Source organism: Rhodopseudomonas rhenobacensis, assembly GCF_014203125.1.
GTDB lineage: Bacteria > Pseudomonadota > Alphaproteobacteria > Rhizobiales > Xanthobacteraceae > Rhodopseudomonas_A > Rhodopseudomonas_A rhenobacensis.
In genome coordinates this window covers 252,763-267,258 of the sequence record NZ_JACHIH010000002.1, presented here as the reverse complement: position 1 = coordinate 267,258, position 14,496 = coordinate 252,763, and the positions used below count along the sequence as shown (strand labels likewise).

The window sequence follows — 14,496 nt, the reverse complement described above, 5'->3', positions numbered from 1 at the left end:
GGCCTTGCGGTCGGGGCGCTAGCCGCGCGATGGCGTGACCGCCGTCGCGGCGATATTTGGTGTCTCCGCGCCGGCCGCCATCGGTAATGTCCGATCCTGCGGCGTTTCCTGCGAGATGGTGGACGCATCTGTCGCCCGTTCCAAAGCGAATGCCTCCATTCCCTTCGCGGCCCAGAGCCTCCGTGCATATTCACGCTGATCACTTCGAAGCTTGTCGGCCATCCAAAGCAGCGCGCCGAGGATGATGGCGCGATCATCGCCGGTCAGCTCCACGACGCCGGCCTTGACGACGAGACCGCCGAGTTCGACAGATGCCGCGTCCGCTTGCGCCGCTCGACTTGCCACGTGGGCATGTCATGTCGCGCCCTTGCGGCCTTATACCGGTTGCGCGCCGCCCGGTTGCGCAGGAGCGCCGTCCATGTCGCGCTCAGCTGCCGGTGCAGTTCGCCGAGCCCGGCTTTGAAAGAACGCGGCCCCGCGCTTCGCCCAGGCCTCCCTCTTTCCGGCATCCTTCGTCTCGGCCAGCACGATTAGCCCGCCGGCCAATTCATCGGCGCTGAGCTCGTCGGCGCCGGTTGCAATCACCAGCTCACCGAGTTGCTGTACCTTGCGAGTTTTCAGTTCTCGCGCCTTGTCCTGAAGCGCTTTCAGTTCCCCGTCGAAATCCCGTGGCTTGCGCATCATGTCCTCCAGCAATGTTGATGGAGCGATGATTCATCTACACGGCGAAGCGCACGTCGGAACGACGTATAAGCGCGCCCTCCCTCGAAAAAATCTCGGACGGGACCACGCCGTATCAAACCGTCCCGGCGAGCTTACAGCATTGTGCAAGTCGCTCAACGCGGGCAAGCTGCGCATCCTTGCGGATCTCAAACGCCTCGACATCGTTCCAGAGTCGCTCGCGATCGCTCCATGCCTGCGGTGCATTTTCCGGCAGCATCACCTCCGAATGAACGACGCCGCGCTTAGCGGAAAAGTCGTGGCTGCGGTCCAGGCGTTCGTCGCGCAACCGCGAGCCCGAGCGGTAGGCGGCCGACGCCACCGCGCTGGAGCCGGATTTGCGGCCAATGACTTTGACGTGAAGATGATAGATCGCCATCGCGAAGGTCGAGTTCGCCATTCTGCGCGAGATGACGCAAGCGCAAGGCATCGAACTGGCCCGCGACTTCGCGCAGTCGGAATTCGTGGACCAAGGCATGATTGCCGACGTCAATGTGCATTGGGATATGGGCGAGGAGGCATGCCCAAGCCTCATGCTCATGTCATGCTGACGATGCGGCAAATCAACGTCAACGGGGACGAGAATGGCTTCGGCCCGAAAGTGCGGGACCGGAACCGCACGGAGATGGTCGAGCGCTCGCGCGAACGTTGGGCCGAGCTTGCCAATGAGCGCCTTGCCGAACTCGACGTCGATGCGCGTATCAACCATCGCAGCTTTGAGGCGCAAGGCTCGCGAAGCTTGCGCATGAAGTCGGGCAATTGCCTGTAAGGCAGCGCCGGATGATTGCGGACCTTGCGAACCTTCGACGTGGCCGGGAGCAGGTTATCGAGATGCCCCTTCCAGCGTGCCGGGTTTTCGCCATTGAACTCGCCCTTCGCCTTGGCGGCGTCGATCACCTGCTCGATGCGACTGCGAATACGGGTGGCCGTTTCGGTTTTGCTCGCCCAGATCGGCTCGATGACCCGCAGGACCAGCGTCGTATCAATCGCGCCGATGGGAAGATCACGGATCGTCTTGCAGTAGTCGTTCTTGCTCGGCTTGCCCTTCTGGTCGATGCCGAGCAACGTCATCACCCATTGGTCGGCGTGCTTGGCATTCTTCCAGCCGGCCCGATTGGCTTTGATGAACCGCTTCGCCGCCTCGCCGAACGTGATCGCCTTGGCCGATTCGATGCGGGCGGCGGCTTCCGCTTGGCGCTTTGCCTGGATGGGGTCGCCGCCATTGCGGCGGACCTTGCGCGCTCCGGTCGCCTTCTCTCGCGCCTCTTCGAGGCCCACGTCACGCAGCGAACCCAAGCCATGCCAATGGGTGCGGCCGTGGAGCTTGTATCGAAACAGCCAGCTCTTTGAGCCGCCCTCGGCAATCTGCAGATAAAGCCCGCCGCCGTCAGCGTGCATACCTCGCCGAGACAAATGCTCGACCGTCTTGACGCTCAGTTTTCCAAATCCCCGCGCCATAATCCGGCACCTTGGAGCTACATACACCTTTACATACACTTAGGCGTGAGATCTGGCGAGACACGCTGGAGCGGAGTGGCACGCCAACTCTTGGGAAACGGCTGTCATTACAGCGGTTTATATCAGAATTTGGGATTAAATGGAGTATGCTGAAATAGTGTTTTGGCGGAGACGGAGGGATTCGAACCCTCGATAGGGCTTTACAACCCTATAACGGTTTAGCAAACCGCCGCCTTCAGCCACTCGGCCACATCTCCGTGCGGTCGATATGCCTGACGCGGTGGCGGGCCGCAAGCGGCCAATTGCGCATTTTTTACTTCTTCGCCGCGCGTTTGACGCCAATGGGCGGTTTTCGCACAGCTCCCGCGGCCGCCGCTCCGGCACGGGCTGCCCGCGACCCGTTCTTTTGGCGCGTCGGCTGCCGCCAGCGCGGTCGATCCCCCCGCTGCGACGCCGCCAGATGTTGCCGATTCGACGATTTCTTGACAGCGGCTGCGACGTTGCGGCGCGTCACCGGCAAAGCACAGTTGCGGAACCGGTCGCGGGCCGTTTGAAAAAGTCTAGTTAAACCAATGGCGTAGTGATGATTGCGTGGGCGATCTGCGTGTTATTTGTGCAACACATGATCAAAAACAAACAGAGTTGTTCCGTTCTGAGCCGGTCCATTGTTGCGCGCAGAGCAGTGTTGAGCAATTGTCGTAGCTGCGACGGAGGGGGGCATCCCGAGGTCGTCCCGTTAGGTGGTTCGCTTTAGTCCCTCGCGTTGAGCGGGTGTGTCCGAAGACGCGAACGGCTGGGCGGTGTGTCATGGGATCAGGAACCAACCTTCGGGTGCTTCGCACCAGCGGATCAGGAACCTTCCCCAATAGAGCAACTTGGAGGTTTACATGAAGATGGTTAAGAGCCTTGTTCTCGGCTCGGCGGCGGCCCTGGTCGCGATGAGTGGCGCCCAGGCCGCTGATCTTCCGTTGAAGGCCAAGGCGGTCGAATACGTGAAGGTCTGCTCGCTGTACGGCGCGGGCTTCTACTACATCCCCGGCACCGACACCTGCATCAAGATCGGCGGCTATCTGCGCGCCGACGTCTCGATCAACACCTCGGGCGCCTATGACCGTCCGAACTGGGACGGCAACGCCGGTCAGGGCAACCGCCTGAAGAACGACTACGTCTTCCGCTCCCGCCAGGATCTCAACATCGACACCCGCACCGCGACCGAATACGGCGTGGTCCGCACCTACTTCGACGCCGTGTTCAACTGGACCACCGGCACCGGCCAAGTCGCCGGCACCGATCCGGTCGGCGGTCTCGGCGTGTACTACGCCTTCGTGCAGTTCGCCGGCTTCACCTTCGGTAAGGCGGTCTCGCAGTTCGACGCGCCGTGGTCGGGCTATCCGGGCAACAACACCTCCTACCTGCTCGGCGGCTACGACGACGTCACCGGCATCAACCAGATTGCCTACACCGCACAGTTCGGCAACGGCATCTCGGCCGCGATCTCGTTGGAAGACCCCTACGGCTACCTGCAGCCCGGCCTTTACAACACCTCCGGCACCGGCTTCACCGGCGCAACCCCTGCGGCTATCGGCGGGGCAGCGGCTGTGGCGTTGGTTCAGGGCGTTCCCGGCACCAACTCCTACGCCGGCACGCAGATCCCCGACATCGTCGGTCAGCTGCGCGTCGACCAGGCCTGGGGCCTGTTCCAATTGTCGGCCGCGGCGCACCAGGTTCGCGCCAGCTACTACAACCCGGCCAACGAAACCACCGGCCATCCGAGCGATACCTGGGGCTATGCGGTGCAGGTTGCCTTGTCGCTCAAGAACATTCCGACCGGCCCCGGCGACAGCATCAACGTGTCGGCCGGCTACTCCAACGGCGCCGCCCGTTACGTGCTCGGCGGCGTGTCCGGAAACAGCTTCGCTGCTTACGGCAACAGCGGGATCCCCGGCGCCTACCAGAGCCTCTTCTTCGGGTCGTCCTCGGACGGCGTCTTTGCGAACGGCACCAGCATCGAGAAGACCTCGCTGTGGGGCGTCCGTGGTGCGTTCAACCACAACTGGAGCCCGTACTGGTCGTCGTCGCTGTTCGGGGCCTACACCTCGATCGACTACAACGGCACCGCCTCGAACCTGATCTGTACCGGGCTCGGCGCGTCTGCCTTGGGCGCCGCGAGCGCGCTGGCTGGTCTTGCCCCCGCGGTCTGCAATCCGGACTTCAACATCGCGCAGGTCGGTGTCGTCACCCGCTGGACTCCGGTCAAGAACCTGACCCTGTCGGGCGAAGTGATGTACACCTATCTCGACCAGAAGAACTCCGGCGTCGTCGCGGTTCCGGCTGCGGTCGGCACCAAGCCGATCGGCATCTACGAGCTGAAGGACCAGGACACCTGGAGCGGCAACATCCGCATTCAGCGCAACTTCTGATCGGATCGTTCGCAAGGACGCATCGGATTTGATCTAATCGGATTTGATCTCGAACCCCCGGCGGACACCGCCGGGGGTTTTTCCTTGCGTAAGGTGCTGATTTTCCGGGCCGCACGCTGCGCCGGCATAACGCCGGCCTGCATCGGCTCCGCGAGCCGGGCAATTCGTGGGCTTTCAGGCAGGGTGACGGTGCCGCCGGGGCACCATCCGCGGCGGCCGCGCGGCGCGGCTTCGCCGGCCGGGCGGGAAAAACCCTATTCGACGCTGGCGCTGGCGCCGCGATGCAGGTCGGCCTCGATCTGCAGCCGCGAGCCGCCGCCGAACCGGGCGCGGTAGACCTGCAGGTTCTCCATGATCCGCTGCACGTAGTTGCGGGTCTCGGCGAACGGGATCTGCTCGACCCAGTCGACCGCATCGACCTGCGGATCGCGCGGATCGCCGTAGCGCTCGATCCATTTCCGCACGCTGCCGCGCCCGGCATTATAGCCGGCAAAAGTCATGATGTAGGAGCCGCGATAGTCGTCGAGCAGGCCGCCGAGTTCGGCGGCGCCGAGCGCGGCGTTATAAACCGAATCGTTTTTCAGCCGGGCGAGATCGAAGCTCGCGCCGTACTTCTTGCAGACATATCTGGCGGCGTCCGGCGTCACCTGCATCAGGCCGTAGGCGTTGGCCGGCGACACCACCGCGGGGTTGAACGCGCTTTCCTGGCGGGCGATCGCATAGACCACGGCGCGGTCGACCTCCGGCCCGATCGATTTGAACGGCGGGATGCCGTTGACCGGGTAGGCGTAGTGCTCGAACGGCAGGCCGCGATTCAGCGCCGCCTTGCCGAGCAGCAACATGCCGCGGGCGTCGCCGCTGCGCGACGCCAGTTCGGCAAGGCCGACCAGCGCGTCGGGATCACCGTTTTCGCCGATGTCACCGAAGATCGGGATCGCGATGTCGCGCTCGTCGAGCGCATAGAGCAAGGCCACCGCGCGAACAATTTCCAGCCGCTCGACGCCGCGGGTGCGGCTGGCCGGCGCGCCGTTCAGCTCGATCTGCGGCAGCCCGAGCTTGGCGCGCGCCAATTGGCCGTAATAGCTGGTGGATTGCTCGGCCGCCGCGGCGTAGGCGGCGCGCGCCTCCTGGCTGCGGCCGGCGGCTTCGGCGGCGCGGCCCTGCCAATAGCCGGCGCGGGCCAGCGCGGTCGGGTTGACGCTGCCGACGCCGATCCGGGCGAAGTGCTGCGAGGCGGTGGCCGGGTCCTTGAGAAACCGCAGCGCGATCCAGCCGGCGGTGAATTCCTGCTCGGTCTTGTAGATGTCGCGCGACGGCAGCGCGGCGTCGCGGGCGATCAGATAGGCGGTGCGGTGCTCGCCGACGTCGAGCATCTTGCGCGTCAGCAGCCGGCGCTCCACCCACCATTCGTTGAGATTGTACAGCCGGCCGGGATCGCGCGGCGCGGCCAGCATCAGCTGCGCCGCCTCGGCGAAGCGTTCCTCGCGGCGCAGATACTGGATCTTGGCGAACAGGTAGCCGGGGTCGCTGTGCAGTTCGTCCGGCACCGCGTCGAGCAGCGCCTTGCTGTTCGACGCCTTGCGGTTGACGCCGAGCCGGGCCTTGGCCAGCGCGAGATGCGCGGCGCCGAGCCGCTTGGCGGCGCGCAGCGCCGCGTCGCTGTCACTGCCGTACAGCAGATAGTCCATCCGCGCCTTGTGATCGCCGCCGCTGAGCAGCGGGCCGAACTGATCGAGCACCGCGGCCTCGGTGTCGGCGGTCATCGAATCGCCGCGCCAGGCTTCGCGCACCAGCCGCTCGGCCTCGCGGCGGTCGCCGCGCGCCAGCAGCGCCCGCGCCAGCGACAGCCGGCCTTTCGCCGAGAGCGGCGTCTCGTTCTGGAAGTAGCCGAGCACGGTCGAGTCGTCGCGGCGGTCGTCCCACAGCGCGGCTTCGGCGCGGCGGCGCAGGAAGGTCTGTGACGGCCAGCTCGGATTGGCGTCGAGAAAGGCGCGGTAGCGCTCGACGGTAGCGCCGTTGTCGTCGCTGCGCAGGATCAGCCATTCGGCGAGTTTTCGCGCGACCTGATCGGAAATCCCCGCGGCCAGTTCCGTGGCGTCGCCCGGCTTGCGGTTGCGGATCAGTTCGATGACGTTCTCGACCGCCGCGATATCGCCCTGCGGCGTGCTCGACGTCGCGGCCATCGCGGCCGGCGCCATCGGTTTGCGCTCAGGCTTGGTCGGCAGCGTCGCGTGCTGGCGGGTCGCTGCGTCGAGCGCCCGCTTTGGCGCGGCCGCAACCGGCCGCGAGCCTCGGACCGGGGCGTGCGACAGCGAGGGCGGTGCGGCTTTCGGCGCCACGCCGCGGGCGATCGGCCGCGGCTTGGGCACCGGAACCTCGGCCGCAGCGAAGCCGTCGAGCGGCGCGCCGAGTCCAATCAGCAGCGCCAGCGCCGCGGTGGAACTTCGCAACGTGAGCGACGAGGTGGCCAGTCGCCCGGCCGTGCGTGAGGCAAGATCATGCAATCGGAGCGGTCCTGAATCGATTCGTCGGCTGTTATCCACCGAGAATACGCCCAAATTGTTGAACCGAAGGTTTTTCTGCCGCAGGTGCGGCAATGCGCCCAGGCGGTTCCGTGTTGTTATTTGCCGAAATCGCTGTCGAGCCCGCAGCTTCAAGTTCCTGATCAACAACAAAAGAGCGGCGCAAGTGATTGCGCCGCTCCTGCTAATCGTCTTGGGCGATGCGGTTACGGGCAGGGATGCCGCAAGCCGTCATAGCCAAGATAGGTTCCCGACGCGGGATCGTAGGAGCGATAGCGCTGCGTGCAATAGGCGACGCTGTCACCGCCAACATCGGGCACGATCTCCACGGTCGGTTCCTCGTCATAGTAGTACGGGTCCGCGCCGTAGGCGTAGGGCGCCGCGATCGCGCCACCGATCAAGGCTCCGGCCGCGAGGCCCGGATAGAATCCGCCGCCGCCCCAGCCGCGGTGTCCACGATGATAACCGTAGCCGCCGCCGTAGCGCGGGCCGCCACCACCGAAGCGCGGGCCGGGGCCGCCACCGCCGCCGAAGCGCGGACCGCCACCACCCGCACCGAAGCGCGGGCCGCCGCCACCGCCGCCGCCAAAACGGGGACCGCCACCGCCACCGCCCATGCGGGGGCCGCCACCGCCGCCGCCGAACGCCGGCCCACCGCCGCCGCGTGCTCCGCCGCCGCCACCGCCTCCAGGGCCCATCGCCGGTCCCTGGGCGTAACCTTCCGTCGCCCCGATCACCGGCAGCGAGATCGCCAGCATGGCCGCGAAGGCGGCAGAACTCAAAATCTTCAAACTACTCATGGTCGGCTCCTGAATACGGGAACGTTCAACCCCCATGGGCGCGGTACGTTCCTGGCGTTTTTCGTGCCTACGGCAATGTGCGCTCACGTAAGTGTACGCGGCATGAATGAGACGCTGGATTTGCCATCCGGTCGCGGCCGGCGCAGATTGCGCGGCGGACTGGACATTGCTGCCAACCGGTGGCATCAGGGTGTTTCGGCGGTCACACGGAAGCGCGCTATGAAACTGTTTCTGCTTCGGTTTTTTACCTGGTGGTCGGGCTACACGTTCGGCACGCAGCTGTGGACCTGGCGGTTCGGCGAGCTGGTCGGCACCGATGAGGGCGGCAATCGCTATTTCCGCACCAAGAACGGCGCGATCGACGCCTCGCTGGGCTTCGAGCGGCGCTGGGTGCTTTATAACGGCTACGCCGACCCCACCACGGTGCCGGCGGCCTGGCACGGCTGGCTGCATCACACCGTCGACGTTCCGCCGACCGCCGAGACCTACACGGCGCGGGAATGGCAGAAGCCGCATCAGCCGAACCTGACCGGCACCCCCGCCGCGTATCGGCCGTCGGGCTCGACACTGGCCAGCGGTCGCCGCCCCAAGGCGACCGGCGATTACCAGCCCTGGACTCCTCAGGCCTGAGCGGACGCTGCGGCCTCGAGCCGCGCCGCGGCGCGGCTGACCGCATCGGCGCGGCGTTGCCGCGCGGCCACCAGGCGCTGATCCAACATCGCCACCACCGCGGGCGGCGCAGAGGCCGGCGAGCCGGCGTCGAACGGCGGCGCCGGATTGTATTCCAATATCAGCTGGATCGCTTCCGCCGTGGTGCGATCGGCCAGGATCGACGCCAAGGTGAGTGCGAAATCGATTCCCGCGGTGACCCCGCCGCCGGTGATGCGATCGCGATCGATGCACACCCGCGTCTCGGTCGGGATCGCGCCCAACGCCGCGAGATGCTTGATCGCCGACCAATGCGACGTCGCCCGATAGCCGCGCAAGAGTCCCGCCGCGCCGAGCACCAGCGAGCCGGTACACACCGAGGTGACGAAGCGCGCGCCGGCCGCCTGGCCGCGCAAGAATTCCAGCGTCTCGTCGTCGCCGAGCAATTCGTCGGTTCCGGCGCCGCCGGGCACGCAGATCACGTCGAGCTGCGGGCATTGCGCAAAGGTTGTGGTCGGCAGCAGCGCCAGCACGGTGTCGCTCGGCACCGGCGCAAGCGTTTTGGCGACCAGATGCACCGTCGCGCCAGGGATCCGCGAAAACACCTGCAGCGGGCCGGTGAGGTCGAGCTGGGTGAGGTTCGGAAACAGCAACAGACCGATCTGCAAGGCTTCGGCTGGCATGGTGTGGACTCCTCGGCGAACGATATCGGGGCGGTCGGACTGCAATCAGGCGGCGCTCGTTAGACTGACACTGCTGCGTCGGCATTTCCAGCCCCGCGGAGAACCGCCGTGGCGCAACGACTGGGCGGCGCGACGGCGCTCTGCTATGAGGGACGAAGCAAGAAACTCACTAAGCCGATGATGGATGGAAGCGCCGTTTGACGTCACCGCACATTCTCGACGAGATTTTCCCCGGCGACAGCAAACTCAGCCAGTTGATGCGCAGCCACGACTGGTCCGCGACGCCGCTCGGCCCGCCGCAGACATGGCCGCAGGGCCTCAAGATCCCGCTGCGCATGATGCTGGCCTCGCGGTTCGAGATGTGGCTGGGCTGGGGTCCGGATCTCGCGTTCTTTTACAACGACGCCTATGTGCCGACGCTCGGCATCAAGCATCCGGCGGCGCTGGGCCGGCCGATGCGCGAGGTCTGGCGCGAGGTGTTCGACGCCGTCAAGGACCGCATCCGCTCGGTGATGGTGGACGGCGTCGCGACCTGGGACAAGGCGCTAATGCTGCTGCTGGAGCGCAACGGCTACCCGGAAGAGACCTACCACACCTTCTCGTACAGTCCGCTGCGCGGCGACAGCGGCCTCACCGAGGGGCTGATGTGCGTGGTCACCGAAGAGACCGAGCGGGTGATCAGCGAGCGTCGGCTCAACACCTTGCGGGCGTTGGCCGACGGCCTGCTCGGCATCCGCTCCGCCGACCAGGTGGTGGCCGAACTCCACGCGGCGCTGACGCTCAATCGCAAGGATTTTCCGTTCGGCCTGATCTATCTGCGCGACCACGTCGGCGGCTGGCGCGGTCAGCCGTGCAGCGGCGACGCCGCGCCGCTGCTGGCGGTGGATTGGCCGCTGCGCGGGTTCGAAGGCGGCGCCAGCGCCCGGCGGGTGTCGCTGGCGGCGTTGGATGTGGCGCTGCCGTTCGGCGCCTGGGACCGGCCGCCTTGCGACGCGCTGGTGCTGCCGATCGCGCAAGGCTCCCGGGATTTCGGCGCGCTGGTTCTCGGTCTCAACCCGTACCGCCCGCACGATTCGGATATCGTCGGCTTCGCGCAGCTGTTGGCCGGGCAGATTTCCGGCGCGCTGTCCAACGTCGAGGCCTTGACGTCGGAGCGCCGCCGCGCCGACCGGATCTGGGTCAATTCGCGCGACCTCTTGGTGGTGGTGGACTCCGACGGCTGCTTCCAGTCGGTCAGCCCGTCCTGGACCCGGATTCTCGGATATGCCGCCGACGAGGTGGTCGGCCGCAGCTTCCGGCATTTCATCCACCCCGATGACTTGCCGGCCGCGGAGGCCGGCCTGGAGACGGTCAATCAGGCGGTCGACCTGACAGCGTTCGAAATTCGCTACCTCAGCAAGGCCGGCGAGGTGGTGTGGATCTCCTGGAACACCAGCCTGGAGGACCATCTGATCTATGCCTACGGCCGCGACATCACCGCCGAGAAGGCGCAGGCCGCCGCCCTGCTGGCCACCGAAGCGCAGCTGCGGCAGTCCCAGAAGATGGAGGCGATCGGCCAGCTCACCGGCGGAATTGCGCATGATTTCAACAATATGCTGGCGGTTGTTATCGGTTCGCTGGAGTTGCTGGATCGCAAGATCAACGACCCCAACCCGGCGGTGCGGCGCTACATCGACGCCGCGATGGACGGCGCCAAGCGCTCCGCGGCGCTGACCCAGCGGCTGTTGGCGTTCTCGCGGCAGCAGCCGCTGAAGCCGGAAACGCTGGATGCCAACCGGCTGGTCGCCGAAACCTCGGAGCTGTTGCGGCATTCGATCGGCGGCGATGTGCGGCTTGAGACCGTGCTGGCTGGCGGGCTGTGGCGGGTGCACGCCGATCCCAACCAGCTGGTCAGCGCGCTGCTCAACCTTGCCGTCAACGCCCGCGACGCCATGGACGGCGGTGGCCGGCTGACCATCGAGACCCAGAACGCGCATCTCGACGACGCCTATGCGCTGGCGAATTTCGGCGTCTGCGCCGGCCAGTACGTGATGATCGCCATCACCGACACCGGCCGCGGCATGGCGCCGGAGGTGATGGCGCGGGCGTTCGATCCGTTCTTCACCACCAAGGAGGTCGGCCGCGGCACCGGGCTCGGCCTCAGCCAAGTCTACGGCTTCATCAAGCAGTCCAGCGGTCACGTCAAAATCTATTCCGAGCCCGGGCAGGGCACCACGGTGAAGATCTATCTGCCGCGGATGTTCAATGGCGGCGACGATCCGCCGTCGCGCGCGGTGGCGGACGCCGGCGCGGCAGGGACGTTCGGTGAGTTGATCCTGGTGGTCGAAGACGAGCCGGCGATGCGGCAGTTCAGCCTCGAGGCGCTGGGCACGCTGGGCTATCGGGTGATCGAGGCCGACGGCGCGCAGGCGGCGCTGGCGCTGCTCGACGCCCACCCCGACATCGCGCTGCTGTTCACCGACATCATCATGCCCGACCGCAACGGCCGGCAACTCGCCGACGAGGCCTGTCGTCGACGGCCGGAACTGAAGGTGCTGTACACCACCGGCTACACCCGCAACGCCGTGGTGCATAACGGCGTGGTCGATCCGGGCGTGCAACTGATCGGCAAGCCGTTCACGCTCGATCAGCTCGCGGAGAAGATCCGCGAGGTGCTGGAGAAGTGACGCGCAAGGCTGCGCGGCGATCTGCCGCAAAAAATTAAACTCTCGTCATCTGGCGGAACGCCGGCCGCTCGTGCCGGTTGGAGACCCAGTTACCGCACCGATGAGAGGAGCTTTTGATGCAATATTCCAAATGGTTGGCCGCAGCGATGGTGGTTGGCGCGACGTCGTTCGCGAGTGTAGCGCCGGCCTCGGCGGCGCCGATGGTGCCCAATCAGCTGAGCGGCGCCGCCGCCTCTGATGTGCAGAGCGTGCAGTACCGCGGCGGCTATCACCGCGGCGGTGGTTGGCGCGGCGGCCCGCGTTACGGCTATGGCCACCGCGGCTACGGTTACGGCCACCGCGGCTATGGCTACGGCGCCGGCGCCGCCCTCGGCGGCCTTGCGGCCGGCGCGATCATCGGCGGCGCGATCGCCAGCAGCCAGGCGCAGGCCGTTGACGGCAACGCCGAGGCGTACTGCTCGCAGCGCTTCAAGTCGTATGATCCGGGGTCCGGCACCTATCTGGGTTATGACGGACAGCGCCACTCCTGCCCGTAAGGCCATATCGTCCAGCACCTCTCCCCATCGGGGAGAGGTGAATTCTCGGGCTCGGCCGACGCGCGCAGCGCGGCTCGCCCTTTCCCCGCCGTATTCGCCGTGTTAACCGAAAGCCCCGCGAGCGGCCCTTCGGTACACGTCCTTGGCTGTACAATGTCGCGAGCCCGATTCGTCGATTAGAGCCGCGCGAAAATGTTTCGAACCTTTGGCATGGCTGGTCTTGCAGCGTTGTTGGTCGCCCCGCTGATCGCGGTGGCGCCGCCGGCGCAGGCGCAGATCGGCACCATCTTCTCCGATCCGCCGCCGCGGCCGCCCGGCAATGTGCCGCGTGGCGGGCCTTACGACGAAGAGGAAGAGGTTCCCGACCTGCCGCAGCAGGGCCGGCTGTTGCCGACGCCGAACCGGCCGCTGCCGGGGCAGGGCGCGCCGCCGCCCGGTGCGGTGCAGTCGCAGCCGTTGCCGCCGCCGCCCGGCACCACCATCATTCCGCAGAACCCGAGCGGCACCGCCGCCGTGCCGCCTGCCGCGCCGCAGCCGGGTGTCGCCGCGGCGCCGCCGGCCGCCAATCCGCTGCCAGGTCAACGCCCCGCGCCGAAGACCGCGCCGCCGTCGCCGGCGACGCTGCAGCCCGGCGACGAGGTGGTCACCGAGCCGCCGGCGCAGAAGATCGTCAACAAGAAGGCGAGCTTCTCCGGGCTCGACAAGATCACCGGCCGGATCATCAATTTCGACGCCGACATCGGCGAGACCGTGCAGTTCGGCGCGCTGCGGGTGAAGACCGACGCCTGCTACACCAGGCCGGCCACCGAGGCCGCCAACACCGACGCCTTCGTCGAGGTCGACGAGATCACGCTGCAGGGGGAGGTGAAGCGGATCTTCTCCGGCTGGATGTTCGCGGCGAGCCCCGGCCTGCACGGCGTCGAGCACCCGATCTACGATATCTGGCTGCACGACTGCAAAGGCCCGGAGACGACGGTGGTGGCGGCGCAGCCCGAGGCCAAGCCGGCGCCCGCCCAGCCGGCGCAAAAACGCGCCGCGCCGCGTCCGCGGCCGGTGCAGCAGCCGCAGGTGTTTCCCTACAACCCGCTGCCGGCGTACCGGCAGTAGACCAAGGGTCAGTAGCCCAAGGGTCGATAGCACTCTGAGTCGTCATCCTGAGCCGTCTTCGGCGAGCCTCGAAGGATGCGGCCACAGGCCTCGCAGCCCATCCTTCGAGACGCCCGGCTTCGCGCGACGCGCTTCGCCGGGCTCATCAGGATGACGCCGAACGAGTTTGAGCGTTGGGAAAACCCATCCTCACCCGCGCGCCAGGCCGTCGCGCCGCGCGATGATCGCCAGCGCCTCGGCACCCGCAACCGGCTGCGCCGTCGGCAGCCGGGCGAAATCCGCCTCGCCGGTGATCGCCACGTCGAGCATCGCCCGGTAGCGCCGGCGCGGCACTTCGGTGGCGCCGAACGAGCGCAGATGCTCGGTGACGAACTGGGTATCCAGCAGCACGAAGCCGCCTTCGATCAGCCGCGCCACCAGATGCACCAGCGCCACCTTGGAGGCGTCGCGGGCGCGGTGGAACATGCTCTCGCCGAAGAACGCGCGGCCGAGATTGACGCCGTACAGCCCGCCGACCAGCTCGCGATCCTGCCAGACCTCGACGCTGTGGCAATGGCCGAGCTGGTGCAGTCCGATATAGAGCTCGCGGATCCGCCGGTTGATCCAGGTGTCCTCGCGGCCGGGCTGCGGCGCGGCGCAGCCGTCGATCACCTCGGCGAAGGCGCGGTCGACGCTGACGGTGAAGGTGTCCGAGCGCACCGTGCGCGCCAGCCTTGACGCCACCTTGAAGCCGTCGAGCGGAATGATGCCGCGGCGCTCCGGCTCGACCCAGAACAGCGTCGGGTCGTCGATGCTCTCGGCCATCGGAAAGATGCCGCAGGCGTAGGCGCGCAGCAGCACTTCGGGGGTGATGTCGGACGAGGCAGAGTCGCGGCCGGTCATGCGCGATCATAGCAGGGCGCGGCGGCTGCGGCGATGATTTCGCACATCAGACGC

Annotated in this window: 10 protein-coding genes, 1 tRNA gene and 4 pseudogenes; 6 read left to right on the top strand and 9 right to left on the bottom strand. The window is 66.7% G+C overall.

Annotation, left to right across the window (positions count from 1 at the left end; genetic code table 11):
* Positions 1 to 18: 18 nt before the first annotated feature.
* From HNR60_RS03150 to HNR60_RS03140, 3 genes and pseudogenes are all read right to left on the bottom strand, one after another.
* Positions 19 to 353 (bottom strand): annotated as a pseudogene (locus tag HNR60_RS03150) (conjugal transfer protein TraD).
* Between the two features lie 22 nt (positions 354 to 375).
* Positions 376 to 681: a conjugal transfer protein TraD gene (locus HNR60_RS03145; protein WP_184254184.1), complete on the bottom strand. Its 306-nt coding sequence runs from the start codon at positions 679 to 681 to the stop codon at positions 376 to 378.
* A gap of 160 nt (positions 682 to 841) precedes the next feature.
* Positions 842 to 1,099: pseudogene (locus HNR60_RS03140) on the bottom strand (MobA/MobL family protein); the annotation flags it as partial.
* 4 nt (positions 1,100 to 1,103) lie between these two features.
* On the opposite strand from HNR60_RS03140, the pseudogene HNR60_RS03135 reads away from it, so the two are divergent.
* Positions 1,104 to 1,450: pseudogene (locus HNR60_RS03135) on the top strand (MobA/MobL family protein); the annotation flags it as partial.
* A 113-nt stretch (positions 1,451 to 1,563) separates the two neighbouring features.
* Here HNR60_RS03135 and HNR60_RS24440 read toward each other — a convergent pair.
* Positions 1,564 to 2,118, bottom strand: a pseudogene (locus tag HNR60_RS24440) (tyrosine-type recombinase/integrase); the annotation flags it as partial.
* 223 nt (positions 2,119 to 2,341) lie between these two features.
* A tRNA-Ser gene (locus HNR60_RS03125) sits at positions 2,342 to 2,435 on the bottom strand.
* Positions 2,436 to 3,065: 630 nt separating this feature from the next.
* Here HNR60_RS03125 and HNR60_RS03120 point away from each other — a divergent pair.
* On the top strand, positions 3,066 to 4,598 hold the full coding sequence (locus HNR60_RS03120) for a porin (protein WP_184254182.1): 1,533 nt from the start codon (positions 3,066 to 3,068) through the stop codon (positions 4,596 to 4,598).
* 254 nt (positions 4,599 to 4,852) lie between these two features.
* Here HNR60_RS03120 and HNR60_RS03115 read toward each other — a convergent pair whose 3' ends face one another.
* On the bottom strand, positions 4,853 to 7,102 hold the full coding sequence (locus tag HNR60_RS03115; protein ID WP_184254180.1) for a lytic transglycosylase domain-containing protein: 2,250 nt from the start codon (positions 7,100 to 7,102) through the stop codon (positions 4,853 to 4,855).
* A 224-nt stretch (positions 7,103 to 7,326) separates the two neighbouring features.
* On the bottom strand, positions 7,327 to 7,920 hold the full coding sequence (locus HNR60_RS03110) for a BA14K family protein (RefSeq protein WP_184254178.1): 594 nt from the start codon (positions 7,918 to 7,920) through the stop codon (positions 7,327 to 7,329).
* A gap of 219 nt (positions 7,921 to 8,139) precedes the next feature.
* Between HNR60_RS03110 and HNR60_RS03105 the strand changes: the two genes are divergently transcribed.
* Complete coding sequence (locus HNR60_RS03105; protein ID WP_184254176.1) at positions 8,140 to 8,550, top strand: NADH:ubiquinone oxidoreductase subunit NDUFA12; 411 nt, start codon at positions 8,140 to 8,142, stop codon at positions 8,548 to 8,550.
* Here HNR60_RS03105 and HNR60_RS03100 read toward each other — a convergent pair.
* Complete coding sequence (locus HNR60_RS03100; protein ID WP_184254174.1) at positions 8,541 to 9,251, bottom strand: DJ-1/PfpI family protein; 711 nt, start codon at positions 9,249 to 9,251, stop codon at positions 8,541 to 8,543. The genes HNR60_RS03105 and HNR60_RS03100 overlap by 10 nt on opposite strands.
* Before the next feature lie 197 nt (positions 9,252 to 9,448).
* Between HNR60_RS03100 and HNR60_RS03095 the strand changes: the two genes are divergently transcribed.
* The 3 genes from HNR60_RS03095 (at position 9,449) to HNR60_RS03085 (ending at position 13,560) form a co-directional block, all read left to right on the top strand.
* Positions 9,449 to 11,917 carry a GAF domain-containing hybrid sensor histidine kinase/response regulator gene (locus tag HNR60_RS03095; protein ID WP_347339295.1) on the top strand — a complete coding sequence of 823 codons (2,469 nt, stop codon included), beginning with the start codon at positions 9,449 to 9,451 and terminating at the stop codon, positions 11,915 to 11,917.
* A 116-nt stretch (positions 11,918 to 12,033) separates the two neighbouring features.
* Positions 12,034 to 12,453: a BA14K family protein gene (locus HNR60_RS03090; protein WP_184254172.1), complete on the top strand. Its 420-nt coding sequence runs from the start codon at positions 12,034 to 12,036 to the stop codon at positions 12,451 to 12,453.
* Between the two features lie 192 nt (positions 12,454 to 12,645).
* Entirely contained in the window at positions 12,646 to 13,560 is a 915-nt protein-coding gene (locus tag HNR60_RS03085; protein WP_184254170.1) for a DUF2155 domain-containing protein, read from the top strand.
* Between the two features lie 189 nt (positions 13,561 to 13,749).
* On the opposite strand, the gene aat is transcribed toward HNR60_RS03085, so the two are convergent.
* Positions 13,750 to 14,442 carry a leucyl/phenylalanyl-tRNA--protein transferase gene (gene aat / locus HNR60_RS03080; protein WP_184254168.1) on the bottom strand — a complete coding sequence of 231 codons (693 nt, stop codon included), beginning with the start codon at positions 14,440 to 14,442 and terminating at the stop codon, positions 13,750 to 13,752.
* Positions 14,443 to 14,496: the final 54 nt, after the last annotated feature.

Bases quoted from the DNA above. Each gene is read 5' to 3' on its own strand.
- HNR60_RS03145 (WP_184254184.1), bottom strand. From the start codon at position 681: ATGCGCAAGCCACGGGATTTCGACGGGGAACTGAAAGCGCTTCAGGAC.
- HNR60_RS03120 (WP_184254182.1), top strand. From the start codon at position 3,066: ATGAAGATGGTTAAGAGCCTTGTTCTCGGCTCGGCGGCGGCCCTGGTC.
- HNR60_RS03110 (WP_184254178.1), bottom strand. From the start codon at position 7,920: ATGAGTAGTTTGAAGATTTTGAGTTCTGCCGCCTTCGCGGCCATGCTG.
- HNR60_RS03105 (WP_184254176.1), top strand. From the start codon at position 8,140: ATGAAACTGTTTCTGCTTCGGTTTTTTACCTGGTGGTCGGGCTACACG.
- HNR60_RS03100 (WP_184254174.1), bottom strand. From the start codon at position 9,251: ATGCCAGCCGAAGCCTTGCAGATCGGTCTGTTGCTGTTTCCGAACCTC.
- HNR60_RS03090 (WP_184254172.1), top strand. From the start codon at position 12,034: ATGCAATATTCCAAATGGTTGGCCGCAGCGATGGTGGTTGGCGCGACG.
- HNR60_RS03085 (WP_184254170.1), top strand. From the start codon at position 12,646: ATGTTTCGAACCTTTGGCATGGCTGGTCTTGCAGCGTTGTTGGTCGCC.
- aat (WP_184254168.1), bottom strand. From the start codon at position 14,442: ATGACCGGCCGCGACTCTGCCTCGTCCGACATCACCCCCGAAGTGCTG.